Annotated in this window: 12 protein-coding genes; 1 reads left to right on the top strand and 11 read right to left on the bottom strand. The window is 52.9% G+C overall.

Annotated elements, in window-relative coordinates:
* Nucleotides 1-57: 57 nt before the first annotated feature.
* The 10 genes from ACI1P1_RS23340 to ACI1P1_RS23385 all read right to left on the bottom strand — a co-directional run bounded on the left by ACI1P1_RS23340 (nucleotide 58) and on the right by ACI1P1_RS23385 (nucleotide 14109).
* A complete protein-coding gene (locus ACI1P1_RS23340; protein WP_416218863.1) occupies nucleotides 58-921 on the bottom strand; it encodes a carbohydrate ABC transporter permease in 864 nt (287 codons plus the stop codon).
* A gap of 22 nt (nucleotides 922-943) precedes the next feature.
* Nucleotides 944-1921 (bottom strand): ABC transporter permease, encoded by a 978-nt coding sequence (locus tag ACI1P1_RS23345; protein ID WP_416218864.1) that lies wholly within the window; start codon nucleotides 1919-1921, stop codon nucleotides 944-946.
* 172 nt (nucleotides 1922-2093) lie between these two features.
* Complete coding sequence (locus tag ACI1P1_RS23350; RefSeq protein WP_416218865.1) at nucleotides 2094-4286, bottom strand: AraC family transcriptional regulator; 2193 nt, start codon at nucleotides 4284-4286, stop codon at nucleotides 2094-2096.
* Nucleotides 4287-4362: 76 nt separating this feature from the next.
* Nucleotides 4363-5973: a response regulator gene (locus ACI1P1_RS23355; protein WP_416218866.1), complete on the bottom strand. Its 1611-nt coding sequence runs from the start codon at nucleotides 5971-5973 to the stop codon at nucleotides 4363-4365.
* Entirely contained in the window at nucleotides 5948-7756 is a 1809-nt protein-coding gene (locus tag ACI1P1_RS23360) for a cache domain-containing sensor histidine kinase (protein WP_416218867.1), read from the bottom strand. Before ACI1P1_RS23360 ends, ACI1P1_RS23355 begins: the two co-directional genes overlap by 26 nt.
* 776 nt (nucleotides 7757-8532) lie before the next feature.
* Entirely contained in the window at nucleotides 8533-10029 is a 1497-nt protein-coding gene (locus ACI1P1_RS23365) for a glycosyl hydrolase family 28 protein (protein WP_416218868.1), read from the bottom strand.
* A 159-nt stretch (nucleotides 10030-10188) separates the two neighbouring features.
* Nucleotides 10189-11016 (bottom strand): carbohydrate ABC transporter permease, encoded by an 828-nt coding sequence (locus ACI1P1_RS23370; protein ID WP_416218869.1) that lies wholly within the window; start codon nucleotides 11014-11016, stop codon nucleotides 10189-10191.
* A gap of 1 nt (nucleotide 11017) precedes the next feature.
* Nucleotides 11018-11944 carry a carbohydrate ABC transporter permease gene (locus tag ACI1P1_RS23375; RefSeq protein WP_416218870.1) on the bottom strand — a complete coding sequence of 309 codons (927 nt, stop codon included), beginning with the start codon at nucleotides 11942-11944 and terminating at the stop codon, nucleotides 11018-11020.
* A gap of 84 nt (nucleotides 11945-12028) precedes the next feature.
* Complete coding sequence (locus tag ACI1P1_RS23380) at nucleotides 12029-13390, bottom strand: ABC transporter substrate-binding protein (RefSeq protein WP_416218871.1); 1362 nt, start codon at nucleotides 13388-13390, stop codon at nucleotides 12029-12031.
* Nucleotides 13391-13671: 281 nt separating this feature from the next.
* A complete protein-coding gene (locus ACI1P1_RS23385) occupies nucleotides 13672-14109 on the bottom strand; it encodes a hypothetical protein (protein ID WP_416218872.1) in 438 nt (145 codons plus the stop codon).
* Nucleotides 14110-14348: 239 nt separating this feature from the next.
* Between ACI1P1_RS23385 and ACI1P1_RS23390 the strand changes: the two genes are divergently transcribed.
* A complete protein-coding gene (locus tag ACI1P1_RS23390; protein ID WP_416218873.1) occupies nucleotides 14349-15062 on the top strand; it encodes a glycosyltransferase in 714 nt (237 codons plus the stop codon).
* Between the two features lie 19 nt (nucleotides 15063-15081).
* On the opposite strand, the gene ACI1P1_RS23395 is transcribed toward ACI1P1_RS23390, so the two are convergent.
* Entirely contained in the window at nucleotides 15082-16161 is a 1080-nt protein-coding gene (locus ACI1P1_RS23395; RefSeq protein WP_416218874.1) for a LacI family DNA-binding transcriptional regulator, read from the bottom strand.
* Nucleotides 16162-16378 lie beyond the last annotated feature (217 nt).

The raw sequence follows: 16378 nt of genomic DNA on the forward strand, positions 1-16378 counted from the left end.
AATGCGAGTATTATTTAGACGGGCGCCCACTGGAACGCGCCGCTTAAACCGGTCTCTTTACCCCTTAAGCGATCCCACCATAACACCTTTGACAAAATAACGCTGCAGGAATGGATACAGGATCAGAATCGGCAGTGCCGTAAACATGATTACCGCCGCTTTGACAGTTTCAGGCTCCATATCCGGTGTGCGGAGAGGCAATATCGGATCCCCCTCAGCGGTAATAACCAGCCGTCTGAGGTAGGTTTGCAGCACAATCTTGTCCGGGTCCTGCAGATAGATCAGCGCGTCGAACCAGGCATTCCAGTGTCCCACTGCAGACCAGAGGGCCAAGGTGGCCAATACCGGCTTGGAGAGAGGAATGATCACACTGAACAGAATGCGGATATCGTTGGCCCCGTCCATTTTGGCCGAATCCTCCAGCTCCGACGGGATCCCCATATAGAAATTGCGGAGAATAAACATGGAATAGGTGCTGATCAAGCCGGGAATGATGAGAACCCACCGGGAATCCACCAGTCCCAGGGACTTGATCAAGAGGTAGCTGGGAATCAGCCCCCCGCTGAAAAACATGGTGATGATAATGAACGTCATATAAAAGCTGCGGTGCGGTAAGTATTTCCGGGAGAGCGGATAAGCGGCCAAGGACATGGCGATCAGGGATAGGAATGTCCCCATCACCGTCCGGAAAACTGTATTGCCGAAGGCCAGCCACACCGTATTGGTGGTAAAGACCTTTTTCCAGGCGAATAACGAGATTTCATGCGGAAAAAAATGCAAACCCGGCCGCAGCGCTTCCTTGGCGGTGCTTAAGGAGATGGAGAGCACATGCAAAAACGGATAAATCATGGCCACACTTAGAATGGTGAAAAACAAAATCAGAAAAACCTGGAACACCTTTTCTCCTGCTGACATTTTCATCGCATCCACACCCTTCTGCGCATCACAGAAGCCCTTCCTGTCCCATTTTCTTGACGATATAATTGGTGGACAGAACCAGTGCAAGTCCGATGATATTCTTGAACAGACCCACGGCTGTGGTCATGCCGAACTGCATGCCCTGGAGACCCACCCGGTATACATACGTATCCAACACATCGGCAACGCCATAAACCGCCGGTGAATACAGGGTATAAATCTGATCGAAGCCCGCGTCAAGTATGCCTCCGACCCGCATAATCAGAAGAATGGCAATGGTAGGCAAAAGAGCCGGTATGGTCACATGCAGGGTTTGCTTCCAGCGGTTGGCCCCATCCAATACGGCCGCCTCATACAGCTGGGAATCCACACCCGCCAAGGCCGCCAGATAGATAATGGTGCCCCAGCCCACTTCCTTCCAGATGGCCGAGGTGACCAGGGTAAAGCGAAAGTATTTCTCCTGCCCCAGGAAGTAGATGGGATCAAATCCAAGCATCTTGATGAAATAATTAATGACGCCTGTCCCGGGGGACAAGAGAGAGATCAGGATACCGCCGATGACGATCCACGATAAAAAGTGGGGCAGATAGGAAATCGTTTGGGCGATTTTTTTGAACAGGGGAAAACGGATTTCGTTCAGCAGAAGCGCCAGTATAATAGGCGCCGGAAAGCCGAAGATAATGTGGTAGGCGCTGATAATCAGCGTATTTCCAATAATATGCCAGAAATCCGGGGACAGGGAAAACAGATATTCAAAGTGCTTCAATCCAACCCAAGGGCTAGCCCAAATGCCGTCTCGGATCATATAATCCTTAAATGCCAGTTGGATGCCGTACATGGGACCGTAAGCGAACACCCCATACCAGATCAGGACCGGAAACAACATCAGGAATAAATATCTGTTCCGTACATATTGTGTCCAAACCCCGCCTGTTTTCGGGGATGTCTTCCGGCTTGCGGTCCCTTCAATGCTGCCTGCACCTGTTGCATGCTCCGGGTTCATGCGTTCATTCTCCTTTCAACCTCACGTATTGTTTCTGTTGCCTCCACTCCTCGCTCATAAATATACAAACATGAAAGCGTTTTTTCAATTGTAAAACCATTCAAATCATTGCGTTTTCTTTTAATTGGGCTTGCAATTTCTTTTAAATTCTCACAGGAACAGAGTATAAAGCCTAGGATTTCATGGCATGGCGGTATTGAACAGGGGTCACCCCGTATTTTTGCTTGAACTTGTTGTGGAAATACTGCACATTCTTGTACCCGACCTGGCTGGCAATTTCGGTAACGGACAGCTCCTTGTTCTCCCGCAGCATGGCAGCGGCCTTGTCCAGCCGGACCCGGGTCACATAATCGGTGAAGGACTCCTTCATCACCTCGCCGAAGAGCGTGGATACATAAGCGGGTGCCAGATTGGCCACCTCGGACAAGATGTTCAGGGACAGGTTATCCTCCAGATGCTCGTCGATATAGGCCTTCAGCTTTTGAACCACCTCGGCATGGGCCTGGTTTCCGGATTCCTTCACATGGGCGGCAATTTGCACGGAAAGACTGCGGATATTGTCCAGTGTTGCATCCAGGGTATCCTTCTTCAGCTCATCAAACAGATTGGAGGGCGGAATAAGAAGCTGCAGCTCCAATTCGATCACCACCTGATAAATGGCCGAGGAGATCTGCAGCAGCGCCAGCTCCACCGTTTCCAACTGTATACTCTGTTTTAACACCTCCGCGAAGCTGTCAATAAACCGGTTGGTGCCGGGAATATCCCCGGCCTTCAGGATATGCTGGTACTGCTCGAAGGAAAACATCAGCGGTCTTGGGGTGTAGGATTGCAGGGAGGTATACCGGATAATCGCGTCAGTTCCATAAAAGAAGCAGTACCGGTAGGCCATCCGGGCTGCCTGAAAGGAAAGCGGGATATTCTCCACGGATTCCGCCCAGCTTCCCGTTGCTCCGCCGAAGCAGATTTCCGCCTTGACCTCTCTCTGCAGCCGGGTCAGCTCCTGCTGGATTACCAGCTCCTGCTCCACCCCATTCTCCCGGGTGTAATAAATAACGGCGGCCTCCGACTGGTTCAGGGAAATAAAGATGCCGGGGATGTGGTGCTCCAGCTGGTCGTAATATTCCTGAAGAGGTCCGGAACCGCCCGCAAGCAAACGTATGTAACCCGAGCAATACCTGTAGCCCGTAGGCAGCATATCCATCTGCTCCAGCCCCATGGGGGCGCCAAGCACCAGATTGCGCAGCTCGCTGCGTTTGGATTTGGCCTCCAATAGCCCGATTTTCTCGTCCATATTTCTCAAGGCGTTCCCGATGTATGCGTATTCATTTATCCACGCCTGGTTACCCTGACCCGCTCCGGATTGCTGATAAACACCGCGGATGTATTGGATCAACCCCTTCAAGGGAGTGTACAGCTGCCTGGACATAAAATAGGAGATTATGAGGCCGAAAACCAGCACTGCCAGTCCGCAGGCAAACAGCTGGGTTTGAAAAGCCTTGGTGGACAGGGCAAACGCGTTTAAGGGCCGGACCATCACATAGGTCCAGTCATTGTCGGTGCTTTTGAGCTGCGCCAGCACATACCGGTCCTCCCCGCTGGAAAATTCGTTAACAGGGGTACCGGCCTGCATAGCCGTCTGTACAATCGCCAGCTCATCATCAGGAGATTCACCGCTGTTGAAAACCGTGCTGCCGTCGGGACCGAGAATGTACAGCCTGCCGGAGTCATTCATAATCCGGGCAACTGCGTTATATATGTAATTCCGCTCCACATCAATGAACAAATATCCTCTGGCCGGCTCATTGATGCTGTAATACGGAAGCTTGGTCACATAGGTCAGCACTTCCTTGCCGTCGCTGAGCACTCTGCCGAACCATTGGCCCGCCGGCAGCTCTGCTACCTGGCCCAAGAATTCCTTGTCCGTGGAATTATCTGCAGTCATATAAAAATTATTGCTGTCCACCGCATAATCCCGGTTGCTGAAAAAAGCGGTAACCGCCGCCACACCCTCCAAGGACTGCTTCTGGAACATCAGCTCCTCCCGGAATTGGGATATCCGGTACAGGTTATTCTCCCACCCATTTTCCAGAAAGAAGCTCAAATCCGATTTGCCGTTAAAATAGTAAGTGGACTTGGCCTTGTTCTCCACACTCTCCTCATACTGGCGCAGCAGCGTCTCCTCAGCATATTTCTGGACCGCCTGCAGCCGGTTGTCGCTTTCCTTGGCAATTTCCTCCAGCATCAGACGGTTGGCCCGGGAATACAAATATCCCCCTGCCACCCCCACCAGAATAAGGGTGAAGATTGTGTAAGAAAGAATAAGCCGCGTGAACACAGTATCTCTATAACGCTTCAACAGCCGCATATCCATCCCCCTTTTGAGGGAGAGACTTGACCGGACAGTCTCTCCCTTTATTGTTATCGCCGGAGTTTTCTCCAGGTCAGCCTTTAGGCGTGCCCTGGGCCTTGTATTCCTGGGGCAGCTTGCCGAAGTGCTTCTTGAACATGTCGCTGAACTGCCTGGAATTGTTGTAGCCGACCCGCTCGGCGATTTCGTAGACCATCAGGTCCGTTTGGAGCAGAAGCCTCACTGCTTCCTTCATCCTGATCTCCGTCAGATACTGCTTGAAATTCATCTGGGTATGCTTTTTGAAGAAGCTGCTGAAGTAATAGGGATTCATAAAAATTTTGGAGGCGGCACCCTCCAGCGTAATATTCTCCATATAATGGTTTTCGATATAGGCCTTTACGGTGACCAGCTGCTGGGCCTCCTTGCCGCTGCTGCCCGACTCCATCCGCCGGAAAATCTGCTCCGCAACATTCCGCACATAGTCCTTCAGCCCATCATACCGGCGAGTGCTCCGCATGGCATTCAGATGCTGCTGCATCTCCGGCTCCCCCTGATCCAGGGAAACGCCGAAGCCTGCCAGCCCCTCCGCCCATTCCACCACAGTTGCATACGCGGCCATCACCGCCTTGTCCTTGCTGCCCCCGGCATACCGCTCCATCCGCTCGAACAGAAGGCCAAGCCCTGTTTCCATCCGCTCCGGGTCCCGGGCCAGAAAAGCCTGAAGGGTTTCCTGACGGGCATCGGTCATCTCCCGTTCGGAAACGCCGTTGGTTTCAGCGCCTTCCTCTCGGTCATACAGCACCGCTCCTCCTCCGCCGCCGGCAAAAAAAATCCGGGTCAGAACCTGGGTTGCGGCCCGGTAGGAGGCCTTGATTCCCTCCGGCCCTGGCTGTTCCTGGCCGATTCCTACGGACAAATTTACTTTTAGATAGCTGGCCGCGCTGCGTATCATGTCCTGGGCGAGGGCTGTAAGTATCAATCCCGGAGGGTGGTTGACGACGGCGCATAACCGGTCACCCTTGCGGAGAACGATCCCCGCCAGCTCCCGCCGCAGCAGCTCCTCCGCCATATTGCCCACAGCAAAAAGCAGCAGCCGCTTCTCATGCTCGCCCCAGCGGGTATCCTCGGCAGGCAGCTCGGATTCCAGCAGGAGCACGGTGAAGCTTTCATACACGCAGCCCGCCTCCAGCGTCCGCAGCTCCTCCTCGGCTTCCTCCTTGCGGATATCTCCGTCTAGGAGCCGGTCAAACAGCTCCTCCAGCCGGGTTTTCCGGTCCTTATGCTCGTAAACCGCCAGCTTGCTCTTGAACCGCTTGCCCTCGGACTCTTCCTCCAATGCAGCCACCGCCCGCTCTACCGCCGACAGGAGCAGCCCCTTCTCAATGGGCTTTACGAGATAGTCCACGGCACCCAGAGCCAGTGCATCCTTGGCATAGGAGAATTCCTGGTAGGCGCTGATAAAAATCACCTTGGTCTTCAGCCCGCGGCGGCCGATTTCCTTCAGCACATCGATCCCGGTGCCATCCGGCATGCTGATATCGGTGATAATCAGGTCCGGCTCCGCTTTTTCCATCAGCTCCAGAAGCCCGCGCCCGGTATAGGCCTCCCCGATCACCTGTATGCCATGCTGCTCCCAGGGGATCAGCTTCTTCAGTCCCTTGATAATAATCGGTTCGTCATCCGCCAGCAGTGCCGTTATCACTGTCCGCCGCCTCCTTCTGATAAGGTAGAATCACCCGCACGGATGTGCCGATATTGGGTGTGCTGTTGATTTTTATGCCATATTCCGGCCCATAAAGGGCAGTAATCCGGTCATGCACGTTTTTGACACCGATCCCGCCGCCTCCGCTCGGCTCTGCGGGGGGGTGGCCCTTCAGCTTCTCCCGCAGCCGCTCCAGACGCTCCTCCGTCATGCCGGTACCGTCGTCATCCACGGTAATGATCAGCCTCTCCTCCTCCGCCTCCGTGGTGATGCGGATGGTGCCTTTGCCGGTTTTTGGCATGATGCCGTGGTAGATGGCATTCTCCACCAGCGGCTGGAGTGTAAGCTTAGGCAGCAGGCAGCCAAGCGTCTCCCCGTCGATCCGCATGTCCATAGCCAGACGGTGCTCTCCGTAGCGCAGCTCCATGAGCCGGTAATACTGCTCAATATTGGTCTTTTCCTCCAGCAGAGTGACCGTTTCCTCCCCGTAATCCAGCACATATTTTAGTTGTCGGGACAAGGCGATGATCATATCGGCCACTTCCTCATCATCGTTGGCGACCGCGCTCATCCGGATAACCTCCAGGGTGTTGTACAAATAATGGGGCCGGATCTGGCTTTTGAGGGCGGTGAGTTCCGCCTGCTTCTGCTTGATCTGGGCCACATACACCTCGTCAATGTAGCTTTGGAGGCGGTCGGTCATTTTGTTGAAGCCTCTGGCCAGCATTCCGATTTCGTCAGCGGACCTCACCTGTACCTGGGTGTCAAAATTGCCGGACTCCACCCGCGCCATGTGCCGGATGATGGTCCGGATGGGGTTGGACAGATTATTAGAGAACCACACGGCCACAATCACCAGCGAAAGAATACAAAGGCCGATGACAATGGCAATGGTGCTTTTGATGGCGTTGATCCGGCCGAACAGCTCATCCTTGTTGACCTCTCCTACCACACTCCAGGCGGAATTGGGCATCAGATGCTGCACATAGTGATACTCCTCGGAGTCGGCAACAGGCTGAAACATTTGTCCGATAACATCATGTTTGTTGCTGTAGAGGATACGTCCGGACTCGTCCATCACATACATGCCGTCCTTCTGGCTGATGGTCAGGTATTGGAAGATTTCATCGAATGCGCTTAAGGAGATGTCCATATACAGACTGCCCACCACATTCCCGTCCAGCCCCGGGCTGCCTACCACATCAATGAGATTACGGGCAAAGGTCAGGACCTGGGTGCCGGAGCCTGGGTAATAATCCTGGTGATGGGTGGGAAACATGATCAGCTGCTTGGGATTTCGGGCCAGCGTCCCTCCCCAGTCAGACGGCGGGAACTGGGAGCGGAAGTCGATCCGGCTCCCGTCCCGACTGACATCCTGGTAGCTGCCATCCGGAAACACAAACGCGGCGCTGCGGATGTGGACATCCGTGGCCACCACCGTATGCAGGAAGTCATCCACGGTCGCCGTCAGCTGGTAGTCCTTAGGTGTGCTCTGCTCCGCCAGCAGTCTGCCGAATTGGCCGTAGCTTCCCTGTTGGCCGAAGGTATACATCAGCTTGGAGATATTGTTGTATTTGGTGTAGAAGTCATCTACGTTTTTGCCTGCGTACAGGACCATCTGCTCGAAGCTGTTGATGGAGTACCGCTCCATGTAATTGCCGAAGGTGTTCAACGCGAAAAAGCTGAGCACCAACAGCGGAATCAGGCCAACGGTAATAAAGGAAAAGGCAAATTTGGCGAAGATGCTTTTGCGCAACCGGGAGAACCGGAGTGTGTTCAACATGAGCCCCTCCCCAGCAGGTGAGTGGTAAGTCGTTATGCTTGCTCTATCATAGCAGGTTGGCGGGCGAAAGCCCAACCGGGCTTTGTTAGTTGGCGGCGGAGCGGTGGTGGAGCGGAGGGGGAAACTTTTGAACAAAATAAGCATCTATGCTTCCGTTTGTTGCACCTTGCCGCACCGTGCTGAATTTGCTGCCCTTGTTACACCTCGCGCCCTTGCTGCACTTTATCGATCCTTGTCGCCCCTAACCTCTGGTGATGTAAGCGTCAACATTTGATTATTAAGCAGGTGTTGTCGCGGTCAGCGGAAGGCTGCCTTCCGCTATTGGCTGAGGTGGCGGACAAATCCTGCAATAACGGAAGGTTATCTTCCGCTATTGCAGATTTCCGCCGGTGGATCAGGCCGAAGTGTATGAATAGCGGAAACAAGGCTTCCGCTATTCGTCCCAAAAGAGCTACTCCGCTCATACACCCATTATATTAGTTAAAAGCAGTTACACGTCGCACCAGTTGGAGCAACAATGCTCAGATAAGCGTTACACAGCTCCATCCACCGCCAGACATTCCTTTCCACCACCAGTAGTGCAGCAACAATAACGGAAAGAAATTTCCGTTATTCTCCTTCTACCGGCATCAACATAGCGATTAGCGGAAGCGATTTTCCGCTATTGCCACAGGCCCTCCATGATGCTGAGGCAAATACCCCGGATAGCGGAAATCTGCTTCCGCTAATGAGTCTCCCACGGCAGCGCTGCACCGGATAACGGAACTTTGCTTCCGCTAAAGGGGCGGGAGTTCTCCGCGTCTGCCAAGAAACCGTTCCTCCCCCTCCCACTCCAGCGGGTGGAACGTTACGTCCGCAGTATAACCATTCAACTCGAAATTCCCCTGCACCGGGTCCAGAATCTCTTCACCATTGATCCGCAGCCCGGAGAACCGGACTCCCGTCACCATCCGTTCCCCGTCAAACCCGAATATCTGGCTGGGGTTCCGGTTAGCGCCGTTATATTCGATGCCTTCAAACCGGATATCCTCGATCCGTCTGCCCGGCACGGGATTATAATCCTTATTCCAGATCACCCGGATATCCACCAGCCGCCCCAGCTCAAAATCCTCCACCCGGATATTCCGGTATACCACCTTGCGCACCGTGTTTTTGTCCCCGGCATTGATGGCCATAACGCCCATATAATTAGGCTGGGGCTCATGATGCTCCAGAATATCGATATTCTCAAACAACACGTCCTCGATGGTATCTCCGTCACGGTGATGGTCGCCATGGGTACCGATCATTAACGGATGGGCTACATCCGCCCAAAACACCGAATTACGCACTATCACATGCCGGGTGTCCCCCCCATAATCCCAGCGTGTCCCGTAAATGGCGATACAGTCATCAGAGGTACGCAGGAACACATCATTAATTTCGATATGGGAGCAAGCCATCATATCAATCCCGTCGGACCAGCCGCGGGTGCTGAAGGATTTGAAGTTGCGGATGCGGACATGCTCCGATTTCCCCAGATAAATGCTGTAATGCGGAGGATCCACAGCGATGATGCCTTCCACCTCAATATTCCGGGAGAACACAATACGGACACCCCGCAGCGCCGAAAACCGGTGATAATCCGCCAAATACAGCAGCCCTCTGCCGCGGATCACCACATCCTCCACCCGCTCGCAGACGAAGGATCCCGCTACAACGGCACCGCCCGCCACATAGACGGTGGTACCGGAGGGGATGCGCAGAATCCCCTCCTCCAGCCAATGGAAGCCGGGTCCGAAATACAGCGTATCCGGCGTTTTACCCTCTGGTCCCTTGGGAGTTTGGGCCAAACGGTAAATATCCTCCGTCCGGTGGATGGCGGGTTTCAGGAACAAAACATGACCCGCTTCCGGATCAGGCACATCCGTCTCCAGCGGGTTGGCGAACAGATGCAGATTGGAGAAACGTCGGCCGTTCACCTCAATAGACAGCTTCCGCGGCCGGTCCAGAGTGAAGCTGATCCGGTTCTCCTCCCGCCTGTACACCATCCCAACAGACAGCGGCCGGATTATCACCTGCTCCACAGGCTCCGTCAAGCTTTCCACCTCTACCTCCACGGTTCCCCCCATATCAAAATAGACCATGGAAGCACGCCGCACCTCATGCATATCCACCTTCACTTCATACACGAATACGTCCTGCCATTCTCCTCCAGGCACCCGGACACGCACGGCGAAATCCTCCCGGCCAACAGCCCCCATGGGAGCCCCATACACTACCACTTTGTTCATCGGATCGGTTCCTCTCTCTATAGATATATACGTCCAACCTATTCTACCTTCCGGGCAGAGCGGCCATCAGGATGGTTTTTTTAACGATCACCCCGAATTTTCATCCGAAACGGGGTAAAAACCGCCCCTGAACACTCCAGAAGCGGCTTATGGATGGTATTACCCTTTGGTGGCACCGGCGGCAATTCCTTTGACAAAATACTTCTGTAAGGCAACAAAGACGATCAGCACCGGGATAATAGACATTGTGGTTCCGGCGAACACCATATCCCACTGGGAGGCCAGCTCGCCGACAAATTTGAAAATTTCCACAATCATGGTCCGTTTGTCCGAGTGAAGAATCAGGCTGGGCATCAGGAAGTCGTTCCAGATTCCAAGACCCTGCAGCACCACCATACTTGCCGTACAGGGACCCAAAAGCGGGAATACAATTTGCCAGAAAATCCGGAACCGGGAGCAGCCGTCGATGGCTGCCGCCTCCTCGATCTCCGCCGGAATACCCTTGATGAAGCTGGTGAACAGCAGCACACCCATTCCCACTGAGCCGGAAATATAAATCAGAATCGGGGCAGTTAAGGTTCCATAAAGCCCCAGGGTGCGCATTTCCTTAAAGAGGGGAATCATATATACCTGGAACGGGATCATCATACCTGCCAGGTAGTACACATACACCGCATTGCTCCACTTCCGTTTGGTCCGTTCAATGGCATAGGCCGCCATAGGAATCAGCAGAATCATGAACGCGATGGACACAACCGTTAATATTAGACTATTTAACATAGCTCTTGGAAAATCTGTCTCCGTAAGCAAGTATTTGAAGCTTTCCAGGTAAAAACTTGAAGGCAGAGCAATGGCATCACGCAAAATTTCACCGTTGGACTTGAAGGCCGAAATCAGGCTGAAGTATACCGGGAAGAAAAAGAAGATGCCCAATAAGATGGCTAAAACCAATAATGCGATATCGATCCATTTCTTAGATTTGTTCATCTTACATTTGCACCTCCCGCTGCCGCAGCAGCTTGGCCTGAATTAAGGATACGACGAGAATCAGGACGAATAATACCAGAGACAATGCGGTGCCGTAGCCCTGCCGCAGCTCGCCGAAGCCAACCTTGTACACAATATACGTGAGAGTTTCCGTGGCAAACCCCGGACCCCCGTCTGTCATAACGGCAATCTGGTCGAAGATTTTTAACGCGCTGATCATCGAAAGCATCACGGATACCGTCATGGCCCCTGCCAGCAGAGGGAAGGTCACATGCCGGAACTGCTGCCAGCGGTTGGCTCCGTCAATGGCGGCCGCCTCATGAAGCTCTGGGGGGATACCCTGGAGACCCGCCAGATAAATAATCATATAATACCCGGCGCCTTTCCAGACGGTGGTGATAATAATGGCCATCAGGGCATATTTGGGGCTGCCCAGCCAGTCCACCTTCAGGCTTTCCAGCCCGATCCGCTCCAGAAGCTGATTGATGACACCGAAGTTGTAGTTGAAAATAATTGCCCATACAAAACCCATTACAATGCCGCTCAGCAGCACCGGGAAATAGAAAATACTGCGGAAGAGATTCTTGAACCACTTCACCTGATCCACCAGCATCGCCAGCATAATGGCCAGAATATTCTCCAGCACCACCAGGGAGATGGATATAATCAATGTATTTTTCAACGCATTATAGACACGCTCACTGTGGAACATTTCCACAAAATTATCAAAGCCGATATAGTGAATGGTATCGCTGACCCCATCCCAGTTGGTGAAGCTCAGATTAAAGCTATTTAAGGTCGGATAAATCACGAACAAGGTATACAAGATAAAGGAAGGCAGAATGAACAATATCGAGAAAGCAGGCCACTTTTTCTTTTTTGACGCCGCCCTGGTTGTTGCAGCTTGAATGGTCTCTGTATTTGCCATACTCTCACTCCTAAGAACAGCAATTTAAGGAAGGGGCCGCCTTGCCCGGGTTTGCCTGGAAGGTTGCCCCATTCCCTGTTTACCTTATTTCCCCGCTGCGTTCGCCTTGATGTTGGCATCCCACTCGGCATCGGCCTTCTTCATGTATTCCACGCTGAAGTCGCCCTTGGTCAGCCATTCCTGAGCCATCTTGTAGAACCAGTTACGCCATTGAGGAGGCATTTGATTTTCTCCCCAGAAGGAGTTAATCTGCAGGCTCTTGATGGTTTTGCTGTCATTCATAACCTCCAGCACCCGCTGCATTTGCGGAACCGCCTCATACGTAATCGCTTCCTTGGTGGTCGGAATGCCGTTAACAGACTTCATATATTTGGTGTATTGATCCTTGGAGAAGAAGAACTTCACAAATTCCGTAATCGCCGCTTTTTTGTCGGCATCGCCATTGGCCTTGGTGGAGATGGACCAGCCCTGCAGGGTGTTCAGACCGTTGACAATCACTCTGCCCTTGCGGTCCGGCACCGGGTACCAGCCATAGTCGAACTTGGGATCAGCCTGGCTGATTTGGGAGAACATCCAGGGTCCGGAGAACAGCTGGGCGGCTTTTCCTGTAACCAGCATGGAGGCCGTCTGATTATCGGCGGTGCTCAGGAAGCCTTTTTCCACATAACCCTTGGTGAACAATTCCGTGAAGTCCTGCATGGCTTGGAGCGGTGCAGGATCCGTAAAGCTCGCTTGGCCTTTGGTCCGTTTGGAGTTCCAGTTGGGATCATCCGCCAGCATGCCGTCCATGAAGAATTTATTAATCCAGAAGCCCCAGTGGAAAATATCCTTGCCGCCGAAGGTGATCGGTGTAATTCCCTTTGCCTTCAGCTTCTCTTGGATGGCCAAGAACTCATCGTAGGTTTTGGGCTCTGCAGTCACTCCCGCATCAGCATACGCCTTCTTGCTGTAGATAATGCCTTGCGGTGCGGTGCCTGCGATAGGAGCCGTCCAGTTCTTGCCGTTCAGCTTCGGTGCGTCGGAGAACAGGCTCAGCCATTCGGCTGGAAGCTCGGCGATTTTGCCGGCTTCGGAGAATAATTGGGTATCGCGCATCTCTACCAGGTCGGGAAATTCGCCAACGGCATCCTTTGTCTTTAACCAATCCAGGTAAGAAGCCATGCCGCCTTCTGACAGGTCGGTAATTTTGATGTTGGGATTCGCTTTGGTGAACGCCGCTACAGCATCTGCCATAGCTTGTTTGGATGCAGGATCGCCGGTGGCGTAGCCGATGGTGAAGCTCACATTTTTCTTCGGTGCCGTGCTGGCCGCTGTTGTTGCTCCTGCGGATGCCGCCGGGCTTGCGTCCGAGCCGGAGGACTTGTCTCCGCCGCATGCGGTCAGGACCAGGGATAACGCCATCGCGCCCGAGACGGATACTGCTAACGCTTTTTTGGTAAGTGCCATTTGTATTTAGCCTCCCCTTATATGATCAAGCTTTCTTCCGGAGAACCTTGCCTGTATTCAACTTGATGCTGTTCCCCTTCCGTGATTTAAGACTATCATACCCCCAAAATTTTTAGTATGCGGTTTTTTCAGTTCGATATGCGGGAATTTAAGATGTTGTCTACAAGATGATATGAAAACAGGGTGTGTATGTTTTTTGTTTCGGGAACATTTGTTCCTGTGTAGCAACAAAAAATACCGGCAGCCCGAATCGGGTTACCGGTTTCATTATTCGTATAAACTCAACCTCCGCTAAGCCCATCGGCAATCAGGATGCCGTTGAAATTCTCCGGTCCTATCCGGATTGTCCCCAGGAGGTTGGAGGATACAAATGCCGTGTAGACTAACAAGGGAGTCAGGGTCGGATTATAATCGGCTGCGGAGAATGTGATGATCTGGGGCGCTAGGACGCTGAGGCTGAATGTCGAGGTAGCCGAATATACGACAGGGTCGGTAGCCAAGGTACCTCTCACCACAGTGACCGTAATCCCCACCAGTGCCAAAGGAAGCTGGACAGCGATAGTCCCCGTCAACAGGACCCGAGGAGTGCCTGTAGCTCCATCGGCGTTCAAGCCAATCTGGCCGAACAACTGGGGAGTATCGACGACCAGTATCGGAATGGCGATGGAGTTGGAAGTGCTGGCATTCTGGGAAGTCCTTCCATCAATTAAAATACCCAATGCAATCACCTCCTGCTGTGGATTCAAAATATTATATTATGTTGGTGCACCAAGGGTGTGCAAGAACCTGCAGATGCAACGGATACCCAGAAAAATCCGCACACGCACGGAAAAATGGATAGCCTTCCCGTTTCATTCACACAAGCCCGGAATATGATAGACCAACAGGACGTATCGGCGGTGATGGTAACAATACAGTGGAATTGTTCCCGAGCCCGTCATGAAGGAGCGTAGAGCTGATGCCGGCCAAAGTTTCCATTCTGATTCCGTTCTATAATTGTCCGTATGTAGACCGGGCTATCGAAAGCGCGCTTCAACAAACCTATCCCGATGTAGAAGTTATCGTCATCGACGACGGCTCAACCAAACATGTACCGCTGATAAAACCTTACACCAAACATATCCGTTACATTCGCAAGCCCAATGGCGGCACCGCCAGCGCATTGAACAGGGGAATCCGACTTGCCGGCGGGACTTACATCTCTTGGCTCAGCTCAGATGATGTTTATTATCCTGACAAGCTGGAAAGCCAGATTGCGTTTATGGAAGAACGCAAGGCAGAGGCGAGCTTCAGCAATTTTGACCTGATCGATGAAACAGGGAATATGATCAAAACCGCGGCGGCAGCCAAATTTTCCAATACGCTTGAGCTTCTCCGCCACATGCTCTGGGGCAATCCCATTAACGGCTGCACTGTTGTTGTGTTCAGAAGCCTGCTGGTGAAATTCCAACTGTTTAACGAGAAACTGCCCTACACCCATGACTTTGATATGTGGTACCGACTGCTGGTGGCCGGGACGGATTTTCACTTTATGGACAAAAGCACGGTGCAGTACAGGAAGCACGTCCAGGCAAGCAGTGTCCTGCATATGGAGCAGGTAGAGCAGGAAGCCAACTCTACCAGAGCCCAGTATGAGGAGCAGGTCATCGCCCGAATGATTGAACTCCAATAAACCTAGTAACGGATACTTCCTATTTGCCTGCTGTGGAGCTGCGGATGACCAGCTCGCAGGCCAGGCTGATTTTCTCGAAGGGTTTGTCCGGGTCCCGGGTACGGTCCAGAAGGGCGGCAACAGCCCTTTCTCCCAGCTGCACCTTTTTGACATGGACGGTGGTTAGCGGAACGTTGGCCTCACGGCTCTCCCCGATATCATCGAATCCTGTAACGGACACCTCCTCCGGAACCCGGATTCCCTTCTCCTCCAACACTGCCAACGCGGCCATAGCAATCTCGTCGTTGGCGCAAACCCACGCTGTAGGCAAGGATGGATGTCCAGCCGGCAACCCGTCCAATTGCTTCTGCAGCAAGCGGATGTTGGCCTCTCTGTCCGTTCCCGAAAGCGGCAGCTTGCCTGTACGCGGATCCACTTGGATGTCCTGCTCCTCCAGCGTCTTGCGGTAGCCCATCCATCTGTCCGCGAAGCTTCTGGAGAAGCCCGTATCCCCCAGAAACCAGAAGGCTCTGTGGCCCAAAGCCAGCAAATGCCCGGTCAATGCCGCCATGCTGTCCATATTGGAGGCAAAAACCGTATCGGACGGCACCAGGGAATCCTCGTGATCCGTCAATACGAAGGGCAAACCAAGACGCTGTACCTCCAACAGCATGGAGGTGGAGATGTCGCCTACGCCAATCACCCCCAGAAGCCGCTCCGGCTTCAGGAGTGTTTGCAGATGCTCCGCAGTGTGCTCCGTCAGAATCAGCATCCCCAGATTCAACCGGGATAAGGCATTGCCGATTCCATTTACAATGACACCCCAAAACCCCGAGTCCATATTTTGCAGCCTAACGTTAGGCATCAGAACAGCTACTACCGCTCGTTTGTTTGGCTCTAACCGGTAATCTGACGCGGCTTCAGATCCCAATTTAGTTTGTTCACCCGCACTTTTTTGAGTCTTCTGCTGCTTCAAATACCCCAGCTGGGTGGCGGTTTCTATAATCCGCTCCCTGGTTTTGGCACTGACCCCGCTTTTCCCCGCCAAAGCCTTGGATACAGCATACTTGGACAAGCCCACCATATCCGCAATCTGCTGCATGCTTACCTTTTTGCCCATGGGTACCCCCTTGATCCGTCTGTTTCAATACCACTTATACTAACGGAAGCAGGAGCGGTTTACAAGAAATTTTGTTAGCTTAATTTTCATTGACGTTAGCAAAAAAACAGGTTTACACTGATCGTAATTAGGCGTGTCTGAAAACTCCGAGAGGAGCAGATTTTAACGAATTTTCGTTCATGGCAAGGCACTTTTCCGCAGGCGTACCGGGGGTACG

The organism is Paenibacillus mesotrionivorans (genome assembly GCF_046098205.1).
Taxonomy (GTDB): Bacteria; Bacillota; Bacilli; order Paenibacillales; family NBRC-103111; genus Paenibacillus_AR; species Paenibacillus_AR mesotrionivorans.

What these genes read in the sequence shown, in the direction of transcription:
- ACI1P1_RS23340 (WP_416218863.1), bottom strand. Translation starts at nt 921, where the DNA reads ATGAAAATGTCAGCAGGAGAAAAGGTGTTCCAGGTTTTTCTGATTTTG.
- ACI1P1_RS23345 (WP_416218864.1), bottom strand. Translation starts at nt 1,921, where the DNA reads ATGAACCCGGAGCATGCAACAGGTGCAGGCAGCATTGAAGGGACCGCA.
- ACI1P1_RS23350 (WP_416218865.1), bottom strand. Translation starts at nt 4,286, where the DNA reads ATGCGGCTGTTGAAGCGTTATAGAGATACTGTGTTCACGCGGCTTATT.
- ACI1P1_RS23360 (WP_416218867.1), bottom strand. Translation starts at nt 7,756, where the DNA reads ATGTTGAACACACTCCGGTTCTCCCGGTTGCGCAAAAGCATCTTCGCC.
- ACI1P1_RS23365 (WP_416218868.1), bottom strand. Translation starts at nt 10,029, where the DNA reads ATGAACAAAGTGGTAGTGTATGGGGCTCCCATGGGGGCTGTTGGCCGG.
- ACI1P1_RS23370 (WP_416218869.1), bottom strand. Translation starts at nt 11,016, where the DNA reads ATGAACAAATCTAAGAAATGGATCGATATCGCATTATTGGTTTTAGCC.
- ACI1P1_RS23375 (WP_416218870.1), bottom strand. Translation starts at nt 11,944, where the DNA reads ATGGCAAATACAGAGACCATTCAAGCTGCAACAACCAGGGCGGCGTCA.
- ACI1P1_RS23380 (WP_416218871.1), bottom strand. Translation starts at nt 13,390, where the DNA reads ATGGCACTTACCAAAAAAGCGTTAGCAGTATCCGTCTCGGGCGCGATG.
- ACI1P1_RS23390 (WP_416218873.1), top strand. Translation starts at nt 14,349, where the DNA reads ATGCCGGCCAAAGTTTCCATTCTGATTCCGTTCTATAATTGTCCGTAT.
- ACI1P1_RS23395 (WP_416218874.1), bottom strand. Translation starts at nt 16,161, where the DNA reads ATGGGCAAAAAGGTAAGCATGCAGCAGATTGCGGATATGGTGGGCTTG.